The sequence below is a fragment of the Marinobacter alkalisoli genome (assembly GCF_045449795.1).
GTDB lineage: Bacteria > Pseudomonadota > Gammaproteobacteria > Pseudomonadales > Oleiphilaceae > Marinobacter.
In genome coordinates this window covers 14,543-40,539 of sequence record NZ_JBJJLB010000009.1, presented here as the reverse complement: position 1 = coordinate 40,539, position 25,997 = coordinate 14,543, and the positions used below count along the sequence as shown (strand labels likewise).

General features: G+C 58.5%; 28 protein-coding genes. 17 read left to right on the top strand and 11 right to left on the bottom strand.

The genetic code is table 11. The features are described from left to right. Positions 1–204: 204 nt before the first annotated feature. Positions 205–1,158, top strand: coding sequence for an IS110 family RNA-guided transposase (locus ACJO3M_RS03580; protein WP_406998860.1), 954 nt, complete (start codon positions 205–207; stop codon positions 1,156–1,158). Positions 1,159–1,699: 541 nt separating this feature from the next. Here the strand turns inward: ACJO3M_RS03580 and ACJO3M_RS03575 are convergent. From ACJO3M_RS03575 to mutM, 7 genes are all read right to left on the bottom strand, one after another. Further along, positions 1,700–2,116, bottom strand: a complete 417-nt coding sequence (locus tag ACJO3M_RS03575; RefSeq protein WP_406999789.1) for a GNAT family N-acetyltransferase — start codon at positions 2,114–2,116, stop codon at positions 1,700–1,702. A gap of 260 nt (positions 2,117–2,376) precedes the next feature. Continuing rightward, entirely contained in the window at positions 2,377–3,909 is a 1,533-nt protein-coding gene (locus tag ACJO3M_RS03570) for a phosphoenolpyruvate carboxykinase (RefSeq protein WP_406999787.1), read from the bottom strand. A gap of 173 nt (positions 3,910–4,082) precedes the next feature. Continuing rightward, entirely contained in the window at positions 4,083–4,937 is an 855-nt protein-coding gene (gene hslO, locus ACJO3M_RS03565) for an Hsp33 family molecular chaperone HslO (RefSeq protein ID WP_406999785.1), read from the bottom strand. An 80-nt stretch (positions 4,938–5,017) separates the two neighbouring features. After that, the gene (hslR, locus tag ACJO3M_RS03560; protein ID WP_406989468.1) at positions 5,018–5,425 is read right to left on the bottom strand and encodes a ribosome-associated heat shock protein Hsp15; all 408 of its coding nucleotides are present in this window, start codon (positions 5,423–5,425) and stop codon (positions 5,018–5,020) included. A gap of 41 nt (positions 5,426–5,466) precedes the next feature. Next, positions 5,467–6,156, bottom strand: coding sequence for a GMP/IMP nucleotidase (gene yrfG / locus ACJO3M_RS03555; RefSeq protein ID WP_406999783.1), 690 nt, complete (start codon positions 6,154–6,156; stop codon positions 5,467–5,469). Between the two features lie 77 nt (positions 6,157–6,233). Beyond that, positions 6,234–6,566 (bottom strand): hypothetical protein, encoded by a 333-nt coding sequence (locus ACJO3M_RS03550; protein WP_406989466.1) that lies wholly within the window; start codon positions 6,564–6,566, stop codon positions 6,234–6,236. A 189-nt stretch (positions 6,567–6,755) separates the two neighbouring features. After that, positions 6,756–7,568: a bifunctional DNA-formamidopyrimidine glycosylase/DNA-(apurinic or apyrimidinic site) lyase gene (mutM, locus tag ACJO3M_RS03545; protein ID WP_406999781.1), complete on the bottom strand. Its 813-nt coding sequence runs from the start codon at positions 7,566–7,568 to the stop codon at positions 6,756–6,758. Positions 7,569–7,744: 176 nt separating this feature from the next. On the opposite strand from mutM, the gene ACJO3M_RS03540 reads away from it, so the two are divergent. Beyond that, the gene (locus tag ACJO3M_RS03540; RefSeq protein ID WP_406999779.1) at positions 7,745–8,923 is read left to right on the top strand and encodes a DesA family fatty acid desaturase; all 1,179 of its coding nucleotides are present in this window, start codon (positions 7,745–7,747) and stop codon (positions 8,921–8,923) included. Between the two features lie 183 nt (positions 8,924–9,106). On the opposite strand, the gene rsmD is transcribed toward ACJO3M_RS03540, so the two are convergent. After that, complete coding sequence (rsmD, locus tag ACJO3M_RS03535; RefSeq protein WP_406999793.1) at positions 9,107–9,742, bottom strand: 16S rRNA (guanine(966)-N(2))-methyltransferase RsmD; 636 nt, start codon at positions 9,740–9,742, stop codon at positions 9,107–9,109. A 162-nt stretch (positions 9,743–9,904) separates the two neighbouring features. Here rsmD and ftsY point away from each other — a divergent pair, with 162 nt between their 5' ends. From ftsY to ACJO3M_RS03500, 7 genes are all read left to right on the top strand, one after another. Continuing rightward, positions 9,905–11,089 carry a signal recognition particle-docking protein FtsY gene (ftsY, locus tag ACJO3M_RS03530; RefSeq protein WP_406999777.1) on the top strand — a complete coding sequence of 395 codons (1,185 nt, stop codon included), beginning with the start codon at positions 9,905–9,907 and terminating at the stop codon, positions 11,087–11,089. Positions 11,090–11,103: 14 nt separating this feature from the next. Continuing rightward, positions 11,104–11,775, top strand: a complete 672-nt coding sequence (ftsE, locus tag ACJO3M_RS03525; RefSeq protein ID WP_406999775.1) for a cell division ATP-binding protein FtsE — start codon at positions 11,104–11,106, stop codon at positions 11,773–11,775. Continuing rightward, on the top strand, positions 11,765–12,757 hold the full coding sequence (ftsX, locus tag ACJO3M_RS03520) for a permease-like cell division protein FtsX (protein ID WP_406989460.1): 993 nt from the start codon (positions 11,765–11,767) through the stop codon (positions 12,755–12,757). The genes ftsE and ftsX overlap by 11 nt, the downstream gene beginning before the upstream one ends. Positions 12,758–12,952: 195 nt before the next feature. Continuing rightward, positions 12,953–13,819, top strand: coding sequence for an RNA polymerase sigma factor RpoH (gene rpoH, locus ACJO3M_RS03515; RefSeq protein WP_406989459.1), 867 nt, complete (start codon positions 12,953–12,955; stop codon positions 13,817–13,819). 242 nt (positions 13,820–14,061) lie between these two features. Continuing rightward, on the top strand, positions 14,062–14,970 hold the full coding sequence (locus ACJO3M_RS03510; RefSeq protein WP_406999773.1) for an NAD(P)-dependent oxidoreductase: 909 nt from the start codon (positions 14,062–14,064) through the stop codon (positions 14,968–14,970). 306 nt (positions 14,971–15,276) lie between these two features. Then, positions 15,277–15,957, top strand: a complete 681-nt coding sequence (locus ACJO3M_RS03505) for a winged helix-turn-helix domain-containing protein (protein WP_406989457.1) — start codon at positions 15,277–15,279, stop codon at positions 15,955–15,957. After that, entirely contained in the window at positions 15,944–17,428 is a 1,485-nt protein-coding gene (locus ACJO3M_RS03500) for a HAMP domain-containing sensor histidine kinase (protein ID WP_406999771.1), read from the top strand. The genes ACJO3M_RS03505 and ACJO3M_RS03500 overlap by 14 nt, the downstream gene beginning before the upstream one ends. Positions 17,429–17,440: 12 nt before the next feature. Here ACJO3M_RS03500 and ACJO3M_RS03495 read toward each other — a convergent pair whose 3' ends face one another. Next, complete coding sequence (locus ACJO3M_RS03495) at positions 17,441–17,692, bottom strand: hypothetical protein (protein WP_406989455.1); 252 nt, start codon at positions 17,690–17,692, stop codon at positions 17,441–17,443. A gap of 297 nt (positions 17,693–17,989) precedes the next feature. Here ACJO3M_RS03495 and greB point away from each other — a divergent pair, with 297 nt between their 5' ends. Together greB and ACJO3M_RS03485 are read left to right on the top strand one after the other, a co-directional pair. Beyond that, complete coding sequence (gene greB / locus ACJO3M_RS03490) at positions 17,990–18,505, top strand: transcription elongation factor GreB (RefSeq protein WP_406999769.1); 516 nt, start codon at positions 17,990–17,992, stop codon at positions 18,503–18,505. Between the two features lie 88 nt (positions 18,506–18,593). Then, positions 18,594–19,061, top strand: a complete 468-nt coding sequence (locus tag ACJO3M_RS03485) for a hypothetical protein (protein ID WP_406999767.1) — start codon at positions 18,594–18,596, stop codon at positions 19,059–19,061. Here ACJO3M_RS03485 and ACJO3M_RS03480 read toward each other — a convergent pair. Both ACJO3M_RS03480 and ACJO3M_RS03475 read right to left on the bottom strand, forming a co-directional pair. Further along, positions 19,058–19,369, bottom strand: a complete 312-nt coding sequence (locus tag ACJO3M_RS03480; protein WP_406999765.1) for a site-specific integrase — start codon at positions 19,367–19,369, stop codon at positions 19,058–19,060. The two genes, ACJO3M_RS03485 and ACJO3M_RS03480, sit on opposite strands and share 4 nt — an antisense overlap. A 149-nt stretch (positions 19,370–19,518) precedes the next feature. Beyond that, positions 19,519–19,779: an acyl-CoA-binding protein gene (locus ACJO3M_RS03475; protein ID WP_406989115.1), complete on the bottom strand. Its 261-nt coding sequence runs from the start codon at positions 19,777–19,779 to the stop codon at positions 19,519–19,521. 155 nt (positions 19,780–19,934) lie between these two features. Here ACJO3M_RS03475 and ACJO3M_RS03470 point away from each other — a divergent pair, with 155 nt between their 5' ends. The 6 genes from ACJO3M_RS03470 (at position 19,935) to tssG (ending at position 25,978) form a co-directional block, all read left to right on the top strand. Next, positions 19,935–20,426, top strand: a complete 492-nt coding sequence (locus tag ACJO3M_RS03470; RefSeq protein WP_406999763.1) for a DUF4442 domain-containing protein — start codon at positions 19,935–19,937, stop codon at positions 20,424–20,426. Positions 20,427–20,618: 192 nt separating this feature from the next. Next, complete coding sequence (tssB, locus tag ACJO3M_RS03465; RefSeq protein ID WP_406989111.1) at positions 20,619–21,116, top strand: type VI secretion system contractile sheath small subunit; 498 nt, start codon at positions 20,619–20,621, stop codon at positions 21,114–21,116. Positions 21,117–21,172: 56 nt separating this feature from the next. Then, complete coding sequence (gene tssC, locus ACJO3M_RS03460; RefSeq protein ID WP_406999761.1) at positions 21,173–22,654, top strand: type VI secretion system contractile sheath large subunit; 1,482 nt, start codon at positions 21,173–21,175, stop codon at positions 22,652–22,654. 3 nt (positions 22,655–22,657) lie between these two features. Continuing rightward, positions 22,658–23,098 (top strand): type VI secretion system baseplate subunit TssE, encoded by a 441-nt coding sequence (gene tssE / locus ACJO3M_RS03455; protein ID WP_406989108.1) that lies wholly within the window; start codon positions 22,658–22,660, stop codon positions 23,096–23,098. A gap of 127 nt (positions 23,099–23,225) precedes the next feature. Further along, the gene (gene tssF / locus ACJO3M_RS03450; protein ID WP_406999759.1) at positions 23,226–24,998 is read left to right on the top strand and encodes a type VI secretion system baseplate subunit TssF; all 1,773 of its coding nucleotides are present in this window, start codon (positions 23,226–23,228) and stop codon (positions 24,996–24,998) included. Continuing rightward, on the top strand, positions 24,962–25,978 hold the full coding sequence (gene tssG / locus ACJO3M_RS03445; protein WP_406999757.1) for a type VI secretion system baseplate subunit TssG: 1,017 nt from the start codon (positions 24,962–24,964) through the stop codon (positions 25,976–25,978). The genes tssF and tssG overlap by 37 nt, the downstream gene beginning before the upstream one ends. The last annotated feature ends 19 nt before the right edge of the window (positions 25,979–25,997 follow it).

The following is a 25,997-nucleotide window of genomic DNA, read 5'->3' as shown; positions in this document are numbered from 1 at the left end:
TTGTATGGATAATTTCTGCCGTGTTTGGGTAAATTGAGGCCCACCCCCAGTGGCCGCTGGGGGCCTTCATGCAGCAGCTCGATGTTGGCAGGCTCCTCATTCGAGAGACCGGTAACAAGTGCGTAGCGCTGCATGACTCTCAAGCGATAACTCGTACAGTCATCGGGGCCTCGAGCCCGTATAGCAAGGCAGAGTCAGCTTATTATGAACACCACAGAAATCCAAACTTCACTGAATATCGGTGTCGACGTTGGTAAAGCCAACCTTGATATCGCTCTCCATCCTTCCGGACAGTTTTATTCAATTCCCAATAGCGAAGCCCACATTCGTCGGTTCGTGAAGATCCTCAAGGACTACGATATTGAACGAATCGTGGTGGAGGCCACAGGGCGCCATGAGCATGCCCTGGTTCAGGCCTGCAATCAGGCAGGCTTACCGATCATAGTCGTCAATCCCACCAGTGTCAGACGTTACGCTCAGGCCATCGGCGTGCTCGCCAAAACTGACCGTATTGATGCCCAGGTGATTGCCAAATATGCTGCCACACTCAAGCCGGAATTCAGACCTATCCCGGACAAAACATCACAAAAGATCAGAGACTTATTGGCCAGGCGGGCTCAGCTTATGGAGATGTCCACCATGGAGAAAAACCGTCTCCAGATCATGCCAAAACCCCTTCACCGATCCATTAAAAGCTTACTCAGGATGCTGCAGAGCCAGATTGAAACGATCACCCGACAAATCGAGCAGGAAGTGGCCAAAGTGGATCACTGGCGTACCAAAATGGACATCATGACCAGTGTGCCCGGTGTCGGAAAAGTGCTCGCCTACACCTTCCTGAGTGAGCTGCCGGAGCTCGGCTCTCTGAACCGAAAGGAGATCGCCGCACTGGTCGGTGTCGCACCCATCAATCGAGACAGCGGCAAGCTCAATGGCAAACGGAGGATACGAGGTGGGCGCCCCAGAGTCCGAACCGTGATGTTCATGGCCATGCTCTCATCCATTCAGTGCAATCCCGTTTTCAAACGCTTTTACGAACGCTTGAAGGCCCAGGGGAAGATTCCAAAAGTGGCCGTCGTTGCCTGCATGCGAAAGATGATTGTGGTGCTCAATACCATGGTCAAAAATCAGGAACCGTGGCGTGAAAAAGTGGCTTAATATATGCGATTGACACCACAGTCACTTGTTATAGGTAATCTAAGGCAAACAAAGGCACAAACCACAAAAGCCAGTAGCCAGATATAAAAACCAGGGCCGTAGCCCATAATGTACTTTGTTGGGCCACCGTCATTCCAAGGCTCATCGTACAAAAAGGTGGTTAAAGCGAGAAGGACGGTGAGAATCGACAGCTTCATTGCCAATGTCGGGCTTCTCTCGAGAAGGCAGAGAGCCAAGATAAAAGTCACGTTGGCATACCAAGCGGGGCAATAGTCAAAAATTGCCAACGCCCCTACAAGGAGTATGTAGTACCCCTCATACGCGCCATCAATCTCACAGCTTGTGGGCCCCCAATAACAGTGGCCGGTATACAGAGCATCGAATGGTAGGGCTATCAAAAACAACGAAACCAGCAGAACCCTTGCCTTCCAAATATTGAGATCACCTGAGAAGCTCATATTACCTATAACGCCAGCCAGCATGCGCGGCTACGGAATGGAGGCGAAGCCGCAATGCAGTAGGCGTCGCGTGACTGGCCTTGTTAATTGCCAATGGTCACCCCCGCATCTAGAACCCAGCAGCGATCATTGTGCGTGTAACCAAGCTGACCATAGTACGAATTGGCGGCCGGTGCTGCGATGAGTATCAATTTGCAGAGCGGCCCCAGTTGCTCCTGGGTCAGTGACTGTAATCGTTTGCCTATTCCTGATCTTTGATAGTTCTGATGAACTGCCAAATCTGACAGGTAGCAGGCATAGTGAAAATCCGTGACGCTGCGAGCGATGCCGACCAACAAGTCATCATCCCACGCGCTTACGACGAGATTGGAGTTGGAAATCATCCCTTCCATACAGTCTCGATCGTGAATTGGCCGACGCTCCCCAAGGGTAGAGCTCTCCAACAAACCGATGAACTGGTCCGTGGTGATAGGGTGATTCACCTGAAAGCTGATAGCCATACCTCTCCTTGGCAATTAACATTTGTATATGAGTCTGAATGATCACTTTTCCACTGACTCATATCTCAATTCAATAATCCTCCAAAACTAGGCAGAAAACCCCATCAGGTCAATGAGTTCCGAGTAATTTCCTGATCACCATCCCAAACAAAAATGATCACAACGACTGTTTTTCCAGCTTCCGGGGCTGTGGGAGTTCTGAAAGGCACAAAAAAAGCGCCGTGCTCAAGGAGCAGGGCGCTTTTTCAGTAAAGGCGGGCTTATGCTTTGGGCCCGGCCTCTACGATGGCGTCAGAGACGTCGAACTTCTTGAAGTTCTCGACGAACTGGCCGATCAGTTCGGCGGCCTTGGCGTCGTAGTCTGCTTCGCTGGCCCAGGTGTTGCGCGGGTTTAGCAGGTTGCTGTCTACGCCGGGCACGCTGACCGGAACGCTCAGGTTCAGGGTGGGCAGGTGCTCGGTTTCGGCATCGTCCAGGTCGCCGTTCTGGATGGCGCTGATGATGGCGCGGGTAGTCGGGATGCTGAAGCGCTCGCCGACACCGTAGGAGCCGCCGGTCCAGCCGGTGTTAACCAGGAAGACCTTGCTGCCGAATTCGTCCATGCGCTTCATCAGCAGTTCGGCGTAAACGCCGGCCGGGCGCGGGAAGAACGGTGCGCCGAAGCAGGTGGAGAAGGTGGACTTCAGTTTGGAGGAGGAGCCCATTTCAGTGGATCCCACCAGCGCGGTGTAGCCACTCAGGAAGTGATAGGCCGCGGCTTCCTTGCTGAGGACGGACACGGGCGGCAGTACGCCGGTCATGTCGCAGGTCAGGAAGACGATGTGAGACGGCTCGCCGGCGCGGTTCTCTATTACGCGCTTCTCAACGTGCTCCAGCGGGTAGGCGCAGCGTGAGTTTTCGGTGAGGGAGACGTCGGTGTAGTCCGGCTCGCGGGTTTCCGGGTCGATCACTACGTTTTCGACGATGGCGCCGAAGCGGATGGCGTCCCAGATGATCGGCTCGTTCTTCTTGCTCAGGTCGATGCACTTGGCGTAGCAGCCGCCTTCGATGTTGAAGACAGTGCCCGGGCCCCAGCCGTGCTCATCGTCACCGATCAGGAAACGATCGGGATCGGCGGACAGGGTGGTCTTGCCGGTGCCGGACAGGCCAAAGAACAGGCAGGTCTCGCCGTCTTCGCCGACGTTGGCGGAGCAGTGCATCGGCAGTACGTCTTTCTCTGGGAGCAGGAAGTTCTGTACCGAGAACATCGCCTTTTTCATCTCACCGGCGTAGTGCATGCCGGCCAGCAGCACCTTGCGCTTGGCGAAGTTGATGATCACGCAGCCATCGCTGTTGGTGCCGTCACGCTCGGGCACGCACTGGAAGTTGGCGGCGTTGAGGATCTGCCATTCCTGCTTGTCGGCCTGGTTGTAGCTGTCCGGGCGGATGAACAGGTTGCGACCGAACAGGTTCTGCCAGGCGGTTTCGGTGGTCATTTTCACCGGCAGGTAGTGTTCGGGGTCGGAGCCGACGTGGACGTTGGAGACAAAGCGGTCTTTTTCCGCGATGTAGGCTTCAACGCGATCCCAGAGGGCATCGAACTTGTCAGCGTCGAATGGACGGTTGATCGGACCCCACTGGATATCGTCAACCGTGCTGGGCTCTTCGACGATAAAGCGGTCCATCGGGGAACGACCGGTGCGTTCGCCGGTGCGGACGACCAGTGAACCGTTGGATGCCAGTTGGCCTTCGCGTCTTTCCAGTGCCAGCTCGACCAGTCGTGCTGAACTCAGATCATTATAAGTGTTGCTCACTTCGACCTCGCCCTTGGGGTGTCTTCATGATTGCCCAGACCGCACGGTGAGAATTGGCGGAAATCTGAGCAATCGGGTCAATTCAGGCGCGCTATTATGCCAGAGACGCCGGTAAAAAACGACTGCCCCGAAAGCCGCGCCAATACTGGCATTGGGGCTAATTCATCAAGGCCTCAGTGTAACGTATGGCCGGTGAAAAGATGATCAATATCATTTCTATCGAATCGATAGTGAGCATGACAGAACTGGCAATCCATTTCGATGCTGCCCTGTTCTTCGAGGATGCTGTAACACTCTTCCTGACCAATGCCTTCCAATGCGCCCAGGGTGCGTTCCCGTGAACAGCTGCAGTGGAAGGTGACCGGTTCGGCGTCGAACACGCGCACGGTTTCTTCGTGGAACAGGCGGTGCAGCAGGGTTTCGCTGTCCAGTTCCAGCAGTTCTTCCGCTTCCACAGTGCGGGCCAGGTGGTTGATGCGGTCCCACAGATCGTCATCGTGATCGCTGGCGCCTGGCAGGCGCTGCAGCAGCAGGCCGGCACAGCGCTGCTCGTCGGCAAAGATGAACAGGCTGGTGGCCAGCTGTTCCGAGCGTTGGAAATAGTCTTCCAGGCAGCCCGCCAGGGTATCCGCTTCCCGGGGTACCACGCCCTGGTAACGCTGGCCCTGGTCCGGGGTGATGGTAATGGCCATGCGCCCCTGGCCCAGCAGGTTGTGGAAGTTGTCTTCCATCACCGCGTGTTCGTCAAAGCGCGCCAGCCCGCGGATCTTTCGGTCGTGGCTGCACTCGGCCATCAGGGTGCGCAGCGGGCCTTCGCCCTGGGCCTGCAGCGACAGCGTGCCTTCAAATTTCAGGGTGCTGCTCATCAGTACGCTGGCCACCAGGGATTCTCCCAGCAGCTGGCGCACGGTGTCGGGGTAGGGGGCCTGGCTGACGATTTCCCGGTAGCTGTCACCGAGTTGCACCCAGGCACCACGAACCTGGCTGTGCTCGAAAATAAATCGCTGGAACTGGTCCCGGGATGCCATGGTGATGTCTCCTGAAATAAATAGTGTAATAAGCGGGCAGTGGATAACAGGGTTGTGGTGTTTCTGGCTGGAACGGCGGTTCAGATGCCGTTCTGTTCCCGGAAACGCTGGATATCACGGCGATCTTTCTTGGAGGGTCGCCGCGCCGGGGGAAGTTGGGCTGCCTGCATGGTCTTGCGTTGCCAGGCCAGTTCCTCACGACGTTTCACGCTGTCATCGGTTTCGTGGTACAGCTTCTGGGCTTCGGGCGCACCCCGGCGGCGGTCGCTGATGTCATCAATGATGACGATGCGTTCCTGCCAGCCCAGCCTCACGGTCAGCTTGGCGCCGGTTTCCACGAGTTTTCCGGGTTTGCAGCGCTGGCTGTTGTAGTGGACTTTGCCACCCTCGATTGCTTCCTTGGCCAGCGAGCGGGTTTTGTAGAAGCGTGCGGCCCATAACCACTTGTCGAGCCGGACACGGTGATCGTCGGTGTTTGTCGCCGTCATGTCTCCTCACCTGATGAGCGTATGGTCATATTATAACCGGCTCATTCGCCCGATGGCAGGGGCTGTCGTTCACGCAGCGCAGGCAGCACTTCGCTGAAGTGATGAATAGAGGGTATTTCCGGGTGCTTTTCCCGGGCCTGCTGGCGGCTGTCGGGGGCCAATATGGCCAGGCACTGGCCGATGCCGGCGGCACGGGCACTTTCCAGTACGGGGAAGCTGTCATCCACCATCAGGGTGCTCTCGGGCTGGTAGGGCTCCCGTTGGGCGAGATCGCTCCAGAACTCGGGGTCTTCCTTGGGTTTGCCCAACTCATGGCTGGAGATGATGCCATCCACCCGTTGCTCCAGCTGGGTGTGGCGCAGTTTCAGCGCCAGCGGATCGGGGTGGCAATTGGTGACGATCACCGAGCGCAGCCCCGCCTGGCGAATGGCGTCGAGAAAGTCGGTCACGAAGGGACGGTAGCCAATGCGATCGCCCACCTCGGCCTTGAGGCCGGTAATGTCGAGCTTCAGGCGGTCGCTCCAGTAATCGGTGCAGTACCACTGCAGTGAGCCGTGCTCGGCCATGATCATCGGAACCACAGTGTCGCGGGCTTCTTCCGGGCTGAGGTCGTAGTGCTCTGCGTAGCGCGCGGGCAGGTGTTCCAGCCAGAAGTGGTTGTCGAAATGCAGGTCCAGCAGTGTTCCATCCATATCCAGGAACACAGTGTTGAGGGAAGACCAGTTCACCATAAACGAAAACAGCCTGAAGTGAGTGTCACTTCAGGCTGCCGAATCCGCCGGGTTTTGGCAAGCCGGGATACTACGGATCAGTTGTCTTCCTGTTCGACCGTTTCAGCCTTGCGGCCGGTGCGGCTGCAGCCGAGGCAGCGAACGAAGGTGGCCTTGGCGGGGCCAACCACCAGGACTTCGCCCGCTTCGCCGGCGTTCCCGCCCAGTGCCGAGAACGGCAGGGACACCAGATAAACCGCGCTGCCAATAATGGTGGTGGCCAGCAGGGCCGGGCGAACGAAAATCGCGTCACCGGTCATGGCGAGGGCGGAGGGCTTTTCATCAACAGCCCGGGCGTGGCCAAGGGAAGAGAACGTCAGCAGGCAAACTGCCAGGGTTGTCATCGCTATGCGGGAAATTGTACCGGTCATTTCTTGTGTCTCCTGAAATCTTGCCTGTCTTTCCAGTTGGTGTCGGCCAGTCCGTATTGGCTTTTTGTTGGTCGCCGGGCCGCAGGCTGTGAACGCATGAATAACAATTGTAGCCTACAAATGTGGATACTCTGTTAACTATGAATCATATTTGCGCATTTTCAAACGATTTTTCTGTTTCAGAGTGCATCAGCGCTGGCAGCGGCCACAGTACACCGTGGAGCGCTGGTTCATGCGGATTTCCTTCAGCGGCGTACCGCATTCCTCACACGGCAGGGCCGCACGGCCGTACACCAGCAGCGATTGTGCGAAGTATCCGGGCTTGCCTTCGCTGTTGACGAAGTCCCGCAGGGTGGTGCCGCCCATCAGGATGGCGGCGCTGAGGGTTTCGCGGATGGCGTCCACCAGGCGGTTGTAGCGGTCCAGGCTGATGCGGCCGGCCTTGCGTTTGGGGTGTATTCCGGCCTTGAACAGGGCTTCGTTGGCGTAGATGTTGCCCACGCCCACCACCACGTGATTGTCCATGATGAAAGACTTCACCGGTGTCTGTTTGCCCCGGGACAGGCGGAACAGCATCGCTCCGGTGAATTCCGGCGCCAGCGGTTCTGGGCCCAGGTTGGCGAGCAGTGGGTGTTGCTCCGGGGTGTCCGACCACAGCCAGCAGCCGAATCGCCGGGGATCGTTGAATCGCAGGCGGACGCCGCTGTCCAGCTCCAGCTCGACATGATCATGGGGCAGTAATGGGGCATCGTCGGTGATTACCCGCAGGCTGCCGGACATGCCCAGGTGTACAATGGCGCTGCCCTTATCCACCTTTAATAGCAGATACTTGGCGCGACGTTCCACGCTGCGGATGGTGGCGCCGGTCAACTGCTCGTCCAGCTCCCGGGGAATCGGCCAGCGCAGGCTGCGGTTGCGGATGGTGACCCGTCGGATGGTGCGTCCTTCACAGTGGGGTGCTATACCACGGCGCGTGGTTTCGACTTCCGGTAATTCTGGCAAGCGGGGGTCTCCGGTCTCAGGGGGATGCGCGAACGGTTTGAAACCCGTTAAGTGTAATCAGTAACAAATTTTCGTCCAAATGCAGTTGTTGGAGCTTACAACTGTACGCTAAAGTGCCCAATACGGTTCTCCGGTTTTCGTGCCGGTGGAACCACGATTATGATTGAGGATTGAATATGTGGTTTAACGGTCTCCTTGACCTTTCGGTGATGCAACTGGTCCTGGTTGCATTGGGCATGACCCACGTCACCATCGTAAGTGTAACGCTCTACCTGCATCGCCATTCGGCTCACAATTCGCTGGATCTGCATCCGGTATTGAAGCATTTCTTCCGTTTCTGGCTGTGGCTGAGCACGGGTCAGAACACCAAGGAATGGACCGCCATCCATCGTAAGCACCACGCCAAGTGCGAAACCGAGGAAGACCCCCACAGCCCGGTTGTTCTGGGTATCCGCAAGGTTCTGTTCGAGGGCGCTGAGCTCTATGCTGAATCCGCCACGCCGGAAACCCTGGAGCGTTATGGTCAGCGCACCCCGGAAGACTGGGTTGAGCGCAACGTTTACAGCCGCTACAAGATGCTGGGTGTCGCTCTGATGGCGGTGATCGACCTGATGCTGTTCGGTGTTCACGGTATCTGGATCTGGGCGGTTCAGATGATGTGGATTCCGGTCTGGGCGGCGGGCGTTGTGAACGGCATCGGTCACTGGTTCGGGTACCGCAATTTTGAGTGTGCAGACAATGCCCGCAACATTTCACCGCTGGGTATCCTGATCGGTGGTGAAGAGCTGCACAACAATCACCACACCTATCCGAATTCTTCCAAGCTGTCCCGCCGCTGGTTCGAAGTGGATATTGGCTGGGGTTACATTCGCCTGTTCCAGCTGTTTGGTCTGGCCAAGCCGAAGGGCTTTAAGCCGATTGCCCATTATGTGCCGGGCAAGCAGGAAGTGGACGTAGAAACCGTTCAGGCCATTGCCAACAACCGCTTTGATATCATGCGCCAGTACCGCAAGCGCGTTATGGAGCCGGTGCTGCGTCAGCAGAAGGCGCTGATGGATGACGAGATTCGTCCCCGTTACCGCAAGCTGAAGCAGTTGCTGTCCCGCGAGGTGTCGCTGATCAAGCCGAAGGAGCAGGAGCACCTGGAGACGGTGCTGGAGCGTAATGCGGCGTTGCGGAAGATTTATGAGATGAGTCATGAGCTGCAGGCGCTGTGGCGCAAGCGCGGGGTGAAGCCCCAGGAGAAGATGCAGGCGCTGGCGGACTGGTGCAAGGAGGCGGAGGCCAGTGGCATTCGCTATCTGGAAGAATTTGCGGCGCACCTTCGGGCTTATTCTCTGCGGCCCTCGGCCTGAATTTTTGCACCCCTTTTTGCAGGCCTGCCACTGGGTAGCCTGCAAAAGGGGTGGTGTGGTCCCGGGGTGGGGTGCTTTTTCTTCTGGGAAAAGAACTCGCTGCGCTCAGACACCTTTGTCCCGTCAGAAAAAGCACCCCACCCCGAGACCTGTCTGACTTTTGTGAGATATCTCTGTTTCCCTTCAAGTACCTTCTGATTCTTCTGTTTTGAATAAACAATAAGTGACCTGGCCGGCGGACTTTTGCCTGTGCAGGGTCCAGTTCTCGGGTGTTTCCGGGGTTGCCCGTTCGCTTTCGTGTTCCACGTAGATCCAGCCGCCGGGTCTGACCCAGCCATAATCAGCGATCAGCGGGAACAGGTTTTCCAGCCAGCCCTGGCGGAAGGGTGGGTCCATGAAGAGGATGTCGAAAGGCTCGGCCGAAGGTTGGGCCAGGTAGGTGTCCACGCTCTGGCAGACCACGTCTCCCTTTTCTGATTTTAATAGCCGCAGGTTACCGCGCAGGGCCTGGGCCAGTGCTGGTGTGTGGTCGACGAATACGGTTGTACCGGCACCCCGGGACAGGGCTTCCAGGCCGAGGGCGCCGGAGCCGGCGAAGAGGTCGAGGCAGCGGCTGCCGGCCAGTTGGTAGTTCAGCCAGTTGAACAGGGTTTCCCGGGTGCGGGCGGGGGTGGGGCGTACGCCGCCGGTTTCCGGAAAGCGCAGTTTGCGGCTGCGCCAGTCGCCGCCGATGATTCGCAATTCACCGCCGCTGGCGGCTTTCGCCGGTCCGCTGTGACCAGTCCGTGCGCTTTTCTGTTGTCTTGGTTTCCGCCCCATGGTTCCTGCTGTCCGCCGCTGTATCTGGAATGGCGACATGGTAACGGAAAATCCTCCTGTCGCCATCCGGGTTGCCGTTGGCATGGGCCCCCAATTACCTCCGACAGTCTGCTAGAATGTCGGCTTTCTTTTGTCCCGCCAATTTCAACCGATGGAATGAGTATGACCGCAGAGTGGATTTCAATTGGCCTGTTGGCCCTTCTTGTCCTCGTTTTTGCTCTGGACCTGGCCGGCAACCGGAAGCGTATTCCCCGGCCCAAACCGGTACCCCAGAAAAAGCCTGAGCCACAGCCGGGCGCCGAACCCGCACGTGAACAGGCGGAAGCATCCGCGCCTGAGGCGCCGTCCGCAGAGGCGCCTGTTGCGGAAGTGGAGCCAGCCCCTGCACCTGCCGCGGAACCGGAGCCGGCTCCGGAAGAGCCGCAGGTCAGTGTTTTAGAGCGTATCCGCCAGGGCCTGGGTAAAACCCGTGCGACGCTGTCCTCCGGGTTATCCGATCTGTTCGCCGTCGGCAAGAAGATCGACGAGGATCTGCTGGAGGAGATTGAAACCACGCTGCTGATGGCGGATGTTGGTGTCACCGCCACGTCGGAAATCATTGAATCCCTTACTGACAAGCTGGAGCGTAATCAGCTCAAGGACGGCGCGGCGCTGCGTCAGGCCCTTCGCGATGAGCTTCACGGCCTGCTGAAGGATGTCACCAAGCCGCTGGAGCTGGATTCGACCAAGCAGCCCTATGTGATCCTGATGGTGGGTGTGAATGGTGTTGGTAAGACCACCACGATCGGCAAACTCACCAGGAAGTTCCAGGATGAGGGCAAGTCGGTGATGCTGGCAGCGGGGGATACCTTCCGTGCCGCCGCCGTGGAGCAGTTGCAGGTCTGGGGTGAGCGCAATAACGTGCCGGTGGTGGCTCAGCATACCGGTGCCGACAGTGCCTCGGTGATCTTCGATGCCATCCAGTCCGCCCAGTCCCGCGAGGTGGATGTGGTGATTGCCGATACCGCCGGCCGCCTGCAGAACAAGGACAACCTGATGAACGAGCTGGAAAAGGTCGTTCGGGTGATGAAGAAGCTGGATGACACCGCCCCCCACGAGGTGATGCTGGTGCTCGACGCCGGTACCGGCCAGAACGCCCTGAGCCAGGCCCAGGTATTCCAGCAGGCGGTGGGTGTCAGCGGTATTACCCTGACCAAACTGGACGGCACCGCCAAGGGTGGTATTGTGTTCGCTATCGCGCGTCAGCTGCAGCTGCCCATCCGCTTTATCGGCGTGGGTGAGCAGGTGGCGGATCTGCGCAGTTTCGATGCGGAAACCTTTGTGGATGCCCTGTTTGACGACCAGTGATGCAGTAACGGCTAATGATTGAATTCCGTCAGGTCACCAAGCGCTACGACAGCGACCATACCGCCCTGCGGCAGGTAAACTTCAGCCTGGACCGGGGCGAGCTGGCGTTCCTGACCGGCCATTCCGGCGCTGGCAAGAGTACCCTGCTCAAGCTGGTCATGGTGATGGAGCGCCCCAGTGCCGGCGAGGTGATCGTCGGCGGGCAGATGCTGAACAAGCTCCCCAAGCGCCAGATTCCCTATATTCGTCGTCACATTGGCGTGGTATTCCAGAATCACCAGCTGTTGTTCGATCGCACGGTGTTCGACAACGTCGCTATGCCCCTGGAAGTGATGGGGGTACCGGCGCGGGACATTGGCCGCCGGGTGCGGGCCGCCCTCGACAAGGTCGGACTGCTGACCAAGGAAAAGATGAACCCCCTGCAGCTGTCCGGCGGTGAGCAGCAGCGCGTCGGCATCGCCCGCGCGGTGGTGAACAAGCCACCGGTGCTGCTGGCGGATGAGCCCACCGGTAACCTGGACCCGGAGTTGTCGGCGGACATCATGCGCCTGTTCACCCAGTTCAGTCAGGTGGGCGTGACGGTGCTGATTGCCAGTCACGATATTGCCCTGATCAATGATATGCAGCGCCGGACCCTGACCCTGGATCATGGCCGTTTGATTGCGGGAGGTGGCCATGGCGCCTGACCCCCGTAAACGCAAAGGCGCAAGGCAGGGCCCGTCGCCGTGGCAGGAGCTGGCGGAGAGTTACCTGGTGCATCACCGCAAGGTGGCCCGGGACAGTGCCGAGCGGCTCTGGCGTACCCCGGTCGCCAGTTCCATGACCTGGATGGTGATGGGGGTGGCGTTGGCGCTGCCGGTGGCGCTGTTGTTACTGTTGACCAGTTTGCAGGGCGTCAGTGCCGGCTGGGAGAGCAGTGCCCGCATTACCGCCTATATGGGTGAGAATGTCTCGCTGGAGCGTGCACGCGAACTGCGGGCCGAGGTGCTGGATGACAGCCGTATCCTGGAGGTGGAGCTGATCGACAAGGAGCAGGCGCTGTCGGAGTTCCGGGTCTCCTCCGGTCTTGATGATGCGCTGGATTATCTGGAAGGCAATCCGTTGCCCCATACCCTGCTGGTGACGCCGGATGAAGCCTCTCGCAGTACTGGCGGTGTGGAGACGCTGGTCACCCGCCTGCAGGGCCTGGATGGCGTTGAGCGCGTGCAGGTGGATCTGGGCTGGCTGCAGCGCCTGAACGCCATGACAGACCTGCTGGCCCGTGCGGTCTGGGCCCTGGCCCTGTTGCTGGCGGCGGCGGTAGTGTTGGTGATTGGCAATACCGTACGGCTGGCAATCGAAAACCGCCGTGATGAGATCCTGGTGGCGAAAATGGTGGGCGGCACCGATGCCTTTGTGCGTCGCCCGTTCCTGTATACCGGGGCCTGGTTTGGTCTTGGTGGCGGTGTGGTGGCCTGGATTCTGCTGCAATTGTCGTTGTGGTGGCTCAGCGGCCCGGTTGAGCGGCTGGCGGGGTTATACCGCAGCGACTTTTCCCTCAATGGTCTGACTTTCGATGGTGCGCTTGCGTTGCTTATTGTGGCCATGCTGTTAGGCTGGTTGGGGGCCTGGGTAGCGGTCAAGCGCCATTTGGACGATATTGAGCCCGGAGAGGTCGCTGGAGGTTAATTCGGGATTGCGGGAAAACCGTATTGTAGAATTTGCGGCAAAGGGCGTAGTGTCTCTATTTAAGATACAAAGCGGAAATTTCCAGTCAGTTGTTTTTAAAGGTGTTACTGGGAAATTCCAAGAACTTTTTAAGGTCTTGGCGATCAAAAAATCACTTGGTATATTTAACGGTCGTCAGGTTCGGAGGTTAAAAGCATGGGTACGAGTTTACAGCTGATTGACAGACTGGTTCCGGGTGCCAATCTCGAGTCTTACATCCAGGCTGCGAGCAGGATTCCGGTATTGTCTGTTGAAGAAGAGCGTGAGCTTGCTGAGCGTCTCCACTATGAGGGTGACGTGGACGCAGCTCGTCAGCTGGTGCTCTCTCATTTGCGGTTTGTGATCCACATTGCCCGCAGCTATTCCGGTTATGGCCTGGCCCAGGCCGACCTGATCCAGGAAGGCAACGTGGGGCTGATGAAGGCCGTCAAGCGCTTCAACCCGGAGTACGGTGTACGTCTGGTGTCCTTCGCGGTGCACTGGATCAAGGCAGAGATCCACGAGTTTATCCTGCGCAACTGGCGCATTGTGAAAGTGGCCACCACCAAGGCCCAGCGCAAGCTGTTCTTTAACCTGCGCAGCCAGAAGAAGCGCCTGGCGTGGCTCAGTCACGATGAGCTGCATGCCGTGGCGGAAGATCTCGGCGTGGAACCGAAAGTTGTGCGTGAGATGGAGGGCCGGCTGGCTTCCCAGGATACCGCCTTTGATGGTCCGCAGGACGATGACGACGACAATGCCTACCAGGCGCCGGCTTATTACCTGCAGGATCAGCGCGGCGATCCGGCGGTACAGCTTGAAAACGCCGACTGGTCAGAGGACTCCAACGGTCGTCTGATGCACGCGTTGGGAACTCTGGATGAGCGCAGTCAGGATATCCTGCGGGAGCGCTGGCTGTCCGAGAGCAAGTCCACGCTGCACGAACTGGCTGACAAGTACGGTGTTTCTGCCGAGCGAATCCGGCAGCTTGAGAAGAACGCCATGAAGAAGATCCGGACGAGTATGGTGGAAGCTGTACCGGCCTGATTCTGAGGCACCCGGATATTCCAGAACGCCACCATCCTGATTCAGGTTGGTGGCGTTTTTGTTTGTATAATCTGTCAAAGTACAAGAGTTCAAACTTCGGGGTAGAAGCGAGTGGATAGGCTGTTCCAAAACACGCTGTGAATACGTCCCTGTACGCTCCGCTCCGCCATCCATGGCTCCGCAGGGTTTTGGAACAGCCTATCCACTCGCTTCCCATAATTTCGGAATAAGGCTAAGCAAAGATGACTATAGATAGTCCCCATATCGCCTTCCTCGGCATTGGCTTGATGGGTGCGCCCATGACGCGGAACCTCCTGGATGCCGGGTTTTCCATGACTTTGTGGAACCGTACCGCCAGTAAGTGCGATCCGTTCAAGGATGAGGTCACCATTGCGGATTCACCAGAACAGGCCGTCCGGGATGCGGATGTCGTCATTACCATGCTGGAAAACAGTGATGTGGTGGAGCGGGTGCTGGTAGAGCAGGGGGCAATCGCGGCATTGAAGCCCGGCGCACTGGTGATCGATATGAGTTCTGTTCAGCCGTCTGTGGCACGCCGTCACGCCGAGCTTGCGGCGGAAAAGGGAGCGGGCTATGTGGATGCACCGGTGTCGGGTGGAACGGTGGGGGCGACCGAGGCCCGTCTGAGCATCATGGCCGGTGGTTCGGAGCAGGATGTGGACCGCGCCCGCCCGGTTTTCGAGGTGCTCGGCAAGTGCACCAGGATCGGTCCTGTTGGCTCAGGCCAGTTGGCCAAGCTGGCCAATCAGGCGATTGTGGGCATCACTATTGGGGCGGTGTCGGAAGCGCTGTTGCTGGCGGCGAAAGGCGGTGCCGATCCGGCGGCGGTGCGGGAGGCGTTGATGGGCGGTTTCGCCGGCAGCCGTATTCTGGAGCTGCATGGTCAGCGCATGATTGACCGTGATTTCGCGCCTGGCGCGCCGGCCCGTATTCAGCTCAAGGACATGCGGATGATTCTGGATGAGGCCCGGGCCGAGAACCTGACCCTGCCGCTGGCGCAGCAGGTGCATAATGAATACCAGTCACTGGTGGCCAATGGTCATAGCGATGTCGACCACAGCGGCCTGTTGCTGGATCTGGAGCACCTGAATGGCGCTCTGATGGGCACCCTCGGAAAACCGGAAAAATAATCAGGCTGAGCGTTACTGCTATTCTGTATACCGGGGTTATTCCTTGATAGCTCTGCCCCGGACCGCTGAAATTAACTTTTCGAATGTTTTCGCGGGCTGGATGAACTGGGGTACAAAGGCTGGTTAAGTGCGGGGTATCGCCCCGCAACCACGACGGCTGAGAGCCTGGTTGGTTTCAGAAGGTGTCGTGACCGTCGCCATAGGCGACACCCTCTTACAAGATCGTAACTGGCCGGGTTGCCGACTTCTTCGTACCCTGTTTGTAATGTAATCCTTAAAGTAATCCGCTATCGGGAGGACAAACCGGTGAAAGCGCTGGTAATTGAAGACGATCAGGATGTAGCAAGCTATCTTGTCAAAGGCCTGAAGGAGTCGGACTTCGTGGTCGATCATGCGGCCGACGGCAAGGAAGGGATGATGATGGCGGCCAGTGAGGATTACGACATCATGATCGTGGACCGCATGCTGCCGGGAATGGATGGACTGGCGATCATCAAGACCGTACGGGCCACCGGAAACCAGGTGCCGGTGCTGATCCTCAGCGCTCTGGGCGATGTGGATGACCGGGTTGAGGGGCTGCGTGGCGGTGGTGATGATTACCTGACCAAGCCGTTCTCCTTTACCGAGCTGCTGGCCCGCATTGAATCGCTGGTGCGTCGTAACCGTCAGTCGGCCGAGACCGAAACCGTGCTGCGGGTGGCGGACCTGGAAATGGACCTGCTGGCGCGAACCGTCAAGCGGGCCGGTCAGAATATTGATGTGCAGCCCCGGGAATTCCGTCTGCTGGAATACCTGATGCGCAACGCCGGCCAGGTGGTGACCCGCACCATGCTGCTGGAAAAAGTCTGGGACTACCATTTTGATCCCCAGACCAACGTGATTGACGTGCATATCAGCCGGCTGAGAGCCAAGATCGATAAGGAATTCGAGACTCCGTTGCTGCAGACCATACGGGGTGCAGGGTACATGTTGCGTGAAACTGCTTAGCCAGCTCCGGACGTCGTCCTTCCAGTTAGCACTGTTGTACATGGTGGTGTTTGCCACCTCGGTATTCCTGCTATTGGCGTTCATTTACTGGCGCACTGCCGGTTTCATGACCGCCCAGACGGACCAAACCATCGAGGCCGAGATCGCCGGTCTCGCGGAGCAATACCGCGGTCGCGGCATTAATGGTCTGATTACCATTATCCGCGAGCGTGTGGCGCGGGATCCCAACGCCAAATCCATCTATCTGCTCACCACTGATGACTTCCTCAAACTGGCCGGCAATATCGAAACCTGGCCAGAGGGTGCGCGGTCGGAAAGTGGCTGGATCAATTTCACCCTGAACGAGTCCGTTGGCTGGCGAGGCCCGGAACGCTTGGCCCGCGCCCGTATCTTCGAGGTTCAGGGAGGGTTGCGGTTGCTGGTCGGCCGCGACGTTGATGAACTCACCAACCTCAAGCGCGTCATTGAAACCGCCATTAACTGGGGGATGGGCATTACCCTGGCACTGGCCCTTCTGGGCGGCTTCCTGATGAGCCGAAGTACGACCCGGCGCATAGAAGTAATCAACAATACCTCCCGACGAATCATGAACGGCCACCTGTCGCTGCGTATTCCCACCCGGGGCACCGACGACGATTTCGATCAGCTGGCGGAGAACCTGAATCAGATGCTGGACCGGATCGTCTACCTGATGGAAGGCATCCGTCACGTCTCCGACAGTATTGCCCACGACCTGCGAACCCCGCTGACCCGGTTGCGTAACCAGCTTGAGAACACCCTGATGTCTGTCGATAACGACGAGGCGCGGGAGCAGGCTGGCCGCGCGGTGGCCGAGGCGGATCAACTGCTGGCCACGTTCAACGCCCTGTTGCGGATCGCGCGGCTGGAAACCCGGGGCAACACCGCGGACATGAAGCCTGTGTCCCTGGATGGCCTGGTTAGCGATGCCTGCGAACTCTACGAAGCGCTGGCGGAAGACAAGGATCAGGTGTTCGAGCAGTCCCTGGAAAGTCAGGTGATGATTGAGGGTGATCGGGACCTGCTGTTCCAGATGGTCAGCAACCTGATCGACAACGCCATCAAATATACCCCGGAAACGGGCGCTATTCGGGTGGCGGTCCGCCGTGAGGGTGACGATTGCCTGTTTGAAGTCAGCGACAGTGGAATCGGTATACCGGATGACGAGAAGGAACAGGTCTTCCAGCGTTTCTATCGGGTCGGCAAGAGCCGTTCATCACCCGGTAACGGGCTGGGGCTGAGTCTGGTGAGTGCCGTGGCGGAAATTCATCAGGCAAGGATTGAGCTGTCGGACCACCGGCCGGGAGAGGAGAATCCCGGGCTGACGGTAACTATTCGCCTGCCGGCCTATGTGGTTGAGAAGAAACGTATTCGCACAACCCAGACTGATCCGCAGGGTGGAGCCGATGGCGGGGAGCAGAGAAACTCCCCGTCGGAACTTTCAAAAGTCTGATCAAGGGTCTGATCAGCTGGCAGCGCCGCGGAAGCGGTTGACCTGATTCAGCACCGGACGCACAAGGCTCTCAACCTGGGCGCGACGGCGATCCAGTCGAACCTGAATGCTGTCCCACTCACCTTCCAGGTGCTTCTGTTCCAGCATGATGAAGGCGGCCAGATTGTGGCGGTTCACCTTACCGGTGATGCCGTACTGGTCCAGCCGATAGCCCAGGGCGTCCAGGCTGTTCAGGGCAGTGTTCATCAGTTTCTGGGTGTTCATGCGTGTTCCCCGTGATCATTGTGGAAAGGTTTCAAATATACTGACCTCAAACGCTATTCCCATTCTCTAGAGTGCGCAACCTAATCCGCAGGCTGACGACCATATCCCTGACCAAAACGTAATTCACCGGCCACGCCCGTGTAATCCCCACTGTGCATAATGGAAACTGTAGATTTGGAGGCCGGCAGTCAACACTGCTTGCTTCTCCCTCCAGCACAGCGCTAGCCTTACCCCGTTTTTACGGGGTTTTTTTATGCCCGCATTCACCATTTCCGATACCGAAACAGGCGTCTTGATATGAAACAGCAATCCGGTGCTGCGCGGGGACGAACCCGATACATTACCCCGCAGGGCGAACAGGCCTTGCGGGAGGAGTTGCGCTACCTGTGGAAGGAAAAGCGCCCGGAAGTGACCCAGGCGGTGCGTGAGGCGGCGGCGCTGGGGGATCGTTCGGAAAACGCGGAGTATATCTATGGCAAGAAGCAGCTGCGCGAGATCGACCGGCGGGTGCGCTTTCTGACCAAGCGGCTGGACGAGCTGACGGTGGTCAACCGCCTGCCGGATGATCGCGGCAAGGTATTCTTCGGTGCCTGGGTGACCATTGAGCATGAGGATGGCAGTGAGCAGTGCTACCGGCTGGTGGGGCCGGATGAGTTCGACCTGAGCCGGGGCTACCTGAGTATTGATTCGCCCATGGCCCGGGCGTTGCTGGGCAAGCGCCTGGACGATGAGGTCAGTGTGCGAACGCCGGAGGGCTGGCACTCGGTGGTCATCACGGGGATTCGTTACGAGGAGCCTGCGGGCAACCAGTGAAAACCGTCACAAACCTGACGACTCGTTGAGTTTTTTGTCGCCTTTGGCGATAGACTGATCAAAAATTGACTCACGGATCGGGTTTGGTATGGGTTCTTTCTGGAAATTCACAGGTGGTTTTGTGCTGGCTCTGGCTCTGGCTCTGGCTCTGGCTCTGGCCCTGGCTCTGTCGCCCGCGTCACTGCTGGCGCAGGCGACGGCTGAAGGTGAAGGCGGCGAAGCCTTTGGCTATCGTGAGCGTTCAACGATGGAAACCATCCCCCTGCGGTCCATGGCCGAGGACACCCTGGCTGATACCGTCATCGAAGGTGGGCTGGAAGCGCCTGCGGCCGGGGTGCCGGTGCAGCCCCGCACCGATGAGGACTTCTACCTTGATCCCCTGGCCTTGCAGCCAAGGGACCCTCGCACCGACCTGGGCCGCAGCGAAATTCCGGTGGAATTCCGCTTCAGCAACCCCAAGGTGATCCCGGGCCAGACCCATAGCAACAACTATACGATCCGCCCGCCAGAGAATCGCACCTACGAGACGCAGAACATCAATATGATTGAGCGTTAGGCGGCTGCGGTCTGTTCGGCTGGTGTCTTCCCGAGTACATCCTCATAGAAAAACGTCAGGGCCTGGCTGGCCTGGTTCAGGCGTGCCCGTGACAGCTGAATTCGGTCCTTCAGGTAGGTGAGAAACAGTTGGCGGTCTTTGGTTTCCAGGTGCTGCGGATCCTTCAGCTCGTGAAACAGCACGAACCGTGATATCCAGTGCAGGTAGGTTTGCTCTGCCCGCTGGTTCAGTTGGTGTTTCTGGATTGCTTCGTTAACGCGGCCGACAAGGCCCGGCTGGGTTTGTTCCAGCGCCTCGGTAATGTCCATGGCTACTCTTCCGGATGCATTGTTGTTTTTATGTTGCGCGCATCTTATGACAATCATTTGAATGTCGCAAAATATTTAGGGCGGGTTGCCGGCATCGGGGCCTGATCAGCTGATAGTGGGCGCCCCAGCCGGCAAAGGTCTGGGCAGGATTATTTCAGGGCGTTGAGCTTGTCGATGTATTTCTGCATGGCTTCCTCGCCTGAGGTGCCTTTCAGTTCGGCCCAGGCGTCGTACTTGGCGCGACCCACGAAGTCCATCATGCCCGGGCGCTTGCCGCTGACATCCCCTTCGGTTGCCTGCTTGTAGAGGGCGTAGAACTCCAGCTTCACTTCGTTGGATGGCTTGAAATCGCCTTCAGCGGTCTGGATATAGTTAACCGCTTCGTCAAACTGGGCTTTCAGGTCACTCATGGCTGTTTCCTTTGTTATTGAGAGGGTTATCCGTGAACTACGGTTTTGCCGAGTATAGCCACAGAGGTGACGGGCGTCATTGACTGAACGTTCCTTTCCTTCGACGAATGGGTTATTGTCCTGCCTCAAAATTTAAGCTAATTGGAGAGACGTCCATGGCCGCCACCAACAAACTGACCGGTATTGTCGGCAGAATCAACAAGCTACCCACGTTTGCCCGGTCGCGGGCGCTGACCCTGTTTTTTGGCAAAGTGGTGCCTTTCACGGGTACTGCCGGTATTCGCATTGAGCACCTGGACGCGGAGCGTTGTGTCATCAGTATTGCCAACAAGCGCCGGGTGCAGAATCACATTGGTGGTGTTCATGCCGTGGCATCCCTGTTGCTGGCGGAGTCCGCGACCGGCTTTCTGGTGGGCCTGAACGTACCGGACGACAAGATCCCCGTGATCAAGACCGTCCATGCGGAGTACACCCGTCGCGCCAAGGGTGACATGACCGTGGAAGCCCGCCTGACCCCGGAACAGCGGGAGCGGATGCAGGTGGATGACAAGGGGGAAACCTCCGTACCGGTCACCATCCGTGACAGCGAAGACCAGCAGCCCATCGAGATTGAAATGATCTGGGCCTGGACGCCGAAGCGTCGTTAATTGCGGATGCCAGGGGTGTTAATCCGGGCTTTGTTTGGCAAAACTTTGCCCGGTCGCACATTTTTGCCATGCGCTGGCCAATTTTTGCTTGAGAATGGATATCATCCTGTGTAGAGTTTTGATCGTTGCGTACCGGGACGGTATGCACAAGGGATTGAACTACTGCAAATGATTTGCACAGGGAGCAAGCGCATGTCTTCAAAAGACGGTTCCGTCGCGCCGAAAGAGCGCATCAATATCAAATATGTCCCCGCCACCGGTGATCAGCAGGCTGAAACCGAACTGCCACTGAAAATGTTCGTGGTTGGTGATTTCAAGGGACAGCCCGAAGAAACCCCCATCGAGGACCGAAAGGCCATCTCCGTCGACAAGAACAACTTCCGTTCTGTCATGAAGGAAGCCGATCTTAGCCTCACCACCACGGTATCCAACCAGCTGGATGACAACGCCGACGAACTGCCGGTGAACCTGGCATTCCAGACTCTGGACGATTTTTCCCCGGATGGCATTGCCCGCCAGGTACCTGAGCTGAACAAGCTCATCGAGCTTCGCGAAGCCCTGGTTGCCCTCAAGGGCCCGCTGGGTAACGTGCCGTCATTCCGGTCCAAGCTGCAGGAACTGCTGGACAATGACGACGCCCGGGACAAACTGCTGGCCGAACTGGAACTGGCCACAGACAGCGACGAATAACCGAACGTTCGCCGTCAATCTCCGACTTAATTCAAAACGTACTGAAGGGATGTGGTATGTCTGACACTGCTGAGCAGCAATCTGCTGCCTCCGAATCCGTAGCGGAAGGGTCCTTGCTGGACCAGGTTATGGCCAACAGCCGAATGGCGCCGGCCGACGAAGGCTACGATGTGGCCCGCAAAGGGGTGGCGACCTTTATTGCCAACCTGCTGAAAAGTGAAGAGAAAGGCCAGCCGGTCAACAAGGCGCTGGTGGACCAGATGGTGGTCGAGCTGGATCGCAAGATCAGCGCCCAGATGGATGAAATCCTGCACGCGCCCAAACTGCAGGAGCTGGAATCGTCCTGGCGCGGCCTGAAGCTGATGGTCGACCGCACCGATTTCCGCGAGAACATCAAAGTGGATATCCTCCACGCCACCAAGACCGAGCTGCTGGAAGACTTCGAGTTTGCGCCCGATGTCACCCAGGCTGGTTTCTACAAGCACATTTACTCTACCGAGTACGGCCAGTTTGGCGGTGAGCCCGTGGGCGCCGTGGTTGGCAACTACGCCTTCACCCCGTCCACCCCGGACATGAAACTGCTGCAGTACGTGTCCTCCGTGGGTGCCATGGCCCATGCGCCGTTCCTGTCGTCCGTTGCGCCGTCCTTCTTCGGCGTTGACAGCTACCAGGAACTGCCCGCCATCAAGGAACTGAAAGCGGTCTTCGAAGGCCCGAAATACGCCAAGTGGCGCTCCCTGCGTGAGTCCGAAGACGCCCGCTACCTGGGCCTGACCTCACCGCGTTTCCTGCTGCGGGTGCCTTACGACCCCACTGAAAACCCGGTGCGCAGCTTCAACTACAAGGAAGACGTGTCTGGCGACCATGAGCATTACCTGTGGGGCAACACCGCCTATCTGCTGGCCACCCGTCTGACCGAAAGCTTCGCCAAATACCGCTGGTGCCCGAACATCATCGGCCCGCAAAGTGGCGGTGCGGTAGAAGACCTGCCGGTGCACCTGTTCGAATCCTTCGGCCAGCTGGAAGCCAAGATTCCGACCGAAGTGCTGATCACCGACCGTCGCGAATACGAAATGGCCGACGAAGGCTTCATCGCCCTGACCATGCGCAAGGGTAGCGACAACGCGGCGTTCTTCTCCGCCAACTCGGTGCAGAAGCCCAAGCAGTTCCCGAACACCAAGGAAGGCAAGGAAGCGGAAACCAACTACAAGCTGGGTACGCAACTGCCTTACATGATGATCGTGAACCGCCTGGCGCACTACATCAAAGTGCTGCAGCGGGAACAGATCGGCTCCTGGAAAGAACGCCAGGACCTTGAGCGGGAACTGAACACCTGGATTCGCCAGTACGTGGCCGACCAGGAAAATCCGCCGGCGGATGTCCGCAGCCGTCGCCCGCTCCGCGCGGCGCAGGTGACCGTATCCGACGTCGAAGGCGATCCGGGCTGGTACCAGGTATCCCTGGCGGTTCGGCCCCACTTCAAGTACATGGGCGCCAACTTCGAACTGTCACTGGTTGGCCGACTGGACAAGGATTAATCCGTGTTCAATCACCCGGCCAGCGACGGATCGCAGGCCAGCAGCGGCAGCCTGTTCGAACGACTGGAACAGGCCGCCGAGCCGGCCGGCCAGAGCATGGGGGAAGTCTCCCACGTTGTTGAATCCATCAAACGCCACCTGGTCCGCCTGCTGAATGCCCATCCGGGTAACAGCGCCAGCGTACCGGATCTGGGCCTGCTGGATTTCAACGACGCCACGCTCGGCACTCACGATCTGAGCGTTCAGATCCGCGGCGCGATCCGACAGTGCATTGAGAAGTTTGAACCAAGGGTGAAGCGGGTGGATGTCGTCAACCTGCCGCAGGGGCCAGACCCCTTGCAGTTGCGGTTTCAGGTGACGGTCTACCTTCGCGTTGGTTCGGAAGACGATAAGACGACCATCGATTTGTTATTGGATGACAAGCGCTACTATCGAGTGATGTAGCGGGCAAGGATGAGAGGGGGAGGGGGATGCTTTTCTGGCGGGAATAAAGGTGTCTGAGCGCAGCGAGTTCTTTTTCCCAGAAGAAAAGCATCCCCCTCCCCCTCGGACCCAGACTGGTGCAGTGGTTATGAAGTTGAACCGATTTTACAGGGACGAGTTAAGTTTTCTCAGGCTCCAGGGCCGGGAATTCGCGGATGCCCATCCGCAGCTGACAAGGTTTCTGTCGGAGCAAAGCACCGATCCGGACGTTGAGCGGCTGCTGGAAGGCTTCGCCTTTCTGACCGGCAAACTCCGCGAAAAAGTCGAAGATGAATTCCCCGAGATTACCCACTCGCTGCTGAACATGCTGTGGCCAAACTACCTGCGGCCGGTGCCAAGCTGCACCATCATGCGGTTTGATCCGCAGTTGCATTCCATCAGCGAGCGCCAGCGAGTGGACCGGCATACCGAAATCAAAAGCCGACCGCTGGGCGATGCCACCCGCCAGACCCAGTGCCGGTTCCGCACCTGCCGCGCTGTCGACGTGTATCCAGTGAGCGTAGCGGCGGCAAACGCCGAGCACTCGCGGGAAGTATCCTCCGTGACAGTGGATCTGGCGTTGCATACCGATCAACCGCTGTCGTCCCTGGGGATGGACAGCCTGCGGTTCTACCTGGGTGGCGAGAGTCATGTTGCGGAAACCCTGTTCCTCTGGCTGAACCACTACCTGGAGCGGATTGAGCTGGTGGTGGGCGAGTCCGTCTACCGTTTGCCGGCGTCCCTGTTACAACCGGTCGGGTTCGGGAATGACGAAGGGTTGCTGCCGTATCCGAAGAACGCCTACCCGGGTTATCGGATATTGCAGGAGTACCTCAGCTTCCCCGAGGCCTTCCGATTCGTGGATATCCAGGGCCTGGCGCGGCGGTTGCCGGCGGTACAGGCGGACGAAATCAGCCTGCGGTTCCATTTCAGCCGGATCCTGCCGCCGGACGCCAAAGTGCGGGAAGAGAATTTCCAGCTCTACTGCACGCCGGCGGTGAACCTGTTCACCCACGAAGCGGAGCCGGTGGACCTGAACGGGCGGCAGACCGAATACCGGATCTCGCCCTCCAGCCGCTCGCCGGATCACTACGAAGTGTTCAGCATCGAACAGGTGGAAGGCTGGCTGGAAGGCCGCTCCGGGCGGGGCGAACCGCGCATCTATACCGCGTTCGAGAGCTTTCAGCACGAAGTGGAACGGGATCGTGGCCGCACCGCACTGTATTACCGGGTGCGGGCGAGGGACAGCGTTCGCGGTGATGGCTTTGATCATTACATGTCGTTTGTGCGGGGCGACGAGTCCGAGTGCCTGAGTCGCCAGGAAGCCATCTCCCTCACGCTCACCTGTACCAACCGGCAGTTGCCGAGCCAACTGGCGGTGGGGGAGATCTGCATGGCGACGGAGAGTACGCCAGCGTTCGCCACCTTCAGCAACATTACCCGGCCCACGGCCACATTGAGGCCGACGCTGGACGGCAGCCTGCTGTGGACGCTGATCTCCAACCTGTCGCTGAACTACCTGTCCATGCTGGATGTGGACGCTCTGCGCACGGTGCTGCGGGTTTACGACTTCCGTGCGCTGGTGGACCGCCAGGCCGAGCGCGTGTCCCAGAAGCGGTTGTCCGGCATTGCGGGCATTGAAACCTCACCGGTGGATCGCATGGTGCGGGGATTGCCGGTGCGGGGGATTCGGTCAGTACTGAAGCTGGACCAGACAGCGTTCGCCTCGGAAGGCGATCTGTACCTGTTTGGCACGGTTCTCAGCCAGTTTTTTGCGCTTTACGCGAGCATTAACGCCTTTCACCAATTGGAAGTGGTGAATACAGACAATCAGGAACGGTATACATGGACGTTACAGCAAGGTCAGCAGCCGCTGATGTAGCCGAGCTGCAGCCGGTTCTGGGCAACGCACGGCGCTACAGTTTCTTTCAGCTGGTGGATCTGATTCACCGGCACCACGGGGATGACCTCGAGCGGTCCCAGGATGACCTGCCCCGGCGTGAGCGCATTCGCTTCTCGGCATCGGCCGGGCTGGGGTTCCCGGGCAGCGACGTGGTCTCGGCGTTCTCGCCGGAGCATGAGCACGCGCCTTACCAGATGGAAGTCAGCTTTCTGGGGCTGCACGGATCGCAGTCGCCGCTGCCCGGTTACTACCTGGAAGATCTGGCCTGGGAAGCGGGTCAGGAGCTGGGCATTCGCCGTCACTTCCTGGACTTTTTCAATCACCGGCTGGTGACGTTGTTTCACCGGGCCTGGCGCAAGTACCGCTATTACGTGCGTTTCAGACCCGGCGCGTCGGACGGTTTTTCCGACCACATATTCGCCCTGGTGGGCCTCGGCGACAGCCGCCTGCGGGACGCAACCCCGGTCAACTGGTCGAAGATGCTGGCCTACGCCGGATTGATGGCGGGCCGCAGTCGTTCTCCGGAAGTGGTCAGTGGCATTGTTGCCCACTGCTTTGATCTGGATGACGTCAGTATCGAGCAGTGGGTATTGCGCCGGGTAGCCATCCCGGAAGATCAGCAAACGCGCCTGGGGTGCGCCAACGCGGCGCTGGGGCACGACACACTGGTCGGCAACGGTATCCGCGATCGCAGTGGCAAATTCATCCTGCGCATTCGCAACCTGGATCGTCAGCGCTTTGCCGACTTCCTGCCCAACGGCAAGGACCATCAGCGGCTGGTGAAACTGGTGGAGTTCACCACCCGGGAACAACTGGCCTACGACCTGGAACTGCAGATGCGGCCGAAAGATGTGAAGCCGATGCAGACAGGGGCAGAGGTGCGGCTGGGCTGGAACTCGTTTTTGACGCCGGAGAAGGCCCGCAAGCTGCCGGCGGTTCGCCTCCAGATTCGCCGCTGAGTTAACGACAAGGAAACCG

Excerpts from the sequence above, each read along its gene's own strand:
- ACJO3M_RS03575 (WP_406999789.1), bottom strand. The coding sequence starts at position 2,116 with ATGGCTATCAGCTTTCAGGTGAATCACCCTATCACCACGGACCAGTTC.
- hslR (WP_406989468.1), bottom strand. The coding sequence starts at position 5,425 with ATGACGGCGACAAACACCGACGATCACCGTGTCCGGCTCGACAAGTGG.
- tssC (WP_406999761.1), top strand. The coding sequence starts at position 21,173 with ATGTCTGACACTGCTGAGCAGCAATCTGCTGCCTCCGAATCCGTAGCG.
- ACJO3M_RS03485 (WP_406999767.1), top strand. The coding sequence starts at position 18,594 with ATGGGTTCTTTCTGGAAATTCACAGGTGGTTTTGTGCTGGCTCTGGCT.
- tssG (WP_406999757.1), top strand. The coding sequence starts at position 24,962 with ATGGACGTTACAGCAAGGTCAGCAGCCGCTGATGTAGCCGAGCTGCAG.
- tssB (WP_406989111.1), top strand. The coding sequence starts at position 20,619 with ATGTCTTCAAAAGACGGTTCCGTCGCGCCGAAAGAGCGCATCAATATC.
- ftsE (WP_406999775.1), top strand. The coding sequence starts at position 11,104 with ATGATTGAATTCCGTCAGGTCACCAAGCGCTACGACAGCGACCATACC.
- ftsY (WP_406999777.1), top strand. The coding sequence starts at position 9,905 with ATGACCGCAGAGTGGATTTCAATTGGCCTGTTGGCCCTTCTTGTCCTC.
- ACJO3M_RS03495 (WP_406989455.1), bottom strand. The coding sequence starts at position 17,692 with ATGAACACCCAGAAACTGATGAACACTGCCCTGAACAGCCTGGACGCC.
- yrfG (WP_406999783.1), bottom strand. The coding sequence starts at position 6,156 with ATGGTGAACTGGTCTTCCCTCAACACTGTGTTCCTGGATATGGATGGA.
- ftsX (WP_406989460.1), top strand. The coding sequence starts at position 11,765 with ATGGCGCCTGACCCCCGTAAACGCAAAGGCGCAAGGCAGGGCCCGTCG.
- tssF (WP_406999759.1), top strand. The coding sequence starts at position 23,226 with ATGAAGTTGAACCGATTTTACAGGGACGAGTTAAGTTTTCTCAGGCTC.
- ACJO3M_RS03550 (WP_406989466.1), bottom strand. The coding sequence starts at position 6,566 with ATGACCGGTACAATTTCCCGCATAGCGATGACAACCCTGGCAGTTTGC.
- greB (WP_406999769.1), top strand. The coding sequence starts at position 17,990 with ATGAAACAGCAATCCGGTGCTGCGCGGGGACGAACCCGATACATTACC.
- ACJO3M_RS03510 (WP_406999773.1), top strand. The coding sequence starts at position 14,062 with ATGACTATAGATAGTCCCCATATCGCCTTCCTCGGCATTGGCTTGATG.
- ACJO3M_RS03480 (WP_406999765.1), bottom strand. The coding sequence starts at position 19,369 with ATGGACATTACCGAGGCGCTGGAACAAACCCAGCCGGGCCTTGTCGGC.
- ACJO3M_RS03475 (WP_406989115.1), bottom strand. The coding sequence starts at position 19,779 with ATGAGTGACCTGAAAGCCCAGTTTGACGAAGCGGTTAACTATATCCAG.
- ACJO3M_RS03470 (WP_406999763.1), top strand. The coding sequence starts at position 19,935 with ATGGCCGCCACCAACAAACTGACCGGTATTGTCGGCAGAATCAACAAG.
- rpoH (WP_406989459.1), top strand. The coding sequence starts at position 12,953 with ATGGGTACGAGTTTACAGCTGATTGACAGACTGGTTCCGGGTGCCAAT.
- ACJO3M_RS03540 (WP_406999779.1), top strand. The coding sequence starts at position 7,745 with ATGTGGTTTAACGGTCTCCTTGACCTTTCGGTGATGCAACTGGTCCTG.
- ACJO3M_RS03580 (WP_406998860.1), top strand. The coding sequence starts at position 205 with ATGAACACCACAGAAATCCAAACTTCACTGAATATCGGTGTCGACGTT.
- rsmD (WP_406999793.1), bottom strand. The coding sequence starts at position 9,742 with ATGGGGCGGAAACCAAGACAACAGAAAAGCGCACGGACTGGTCACAGC.
- hslO (WP_406999785.1), bottom strand. The coding sequence starts at position 4,937 with ATGGCATCCCGGGACCAGTTCCAGCGATTTATTTTCGAGCACAGCCAG.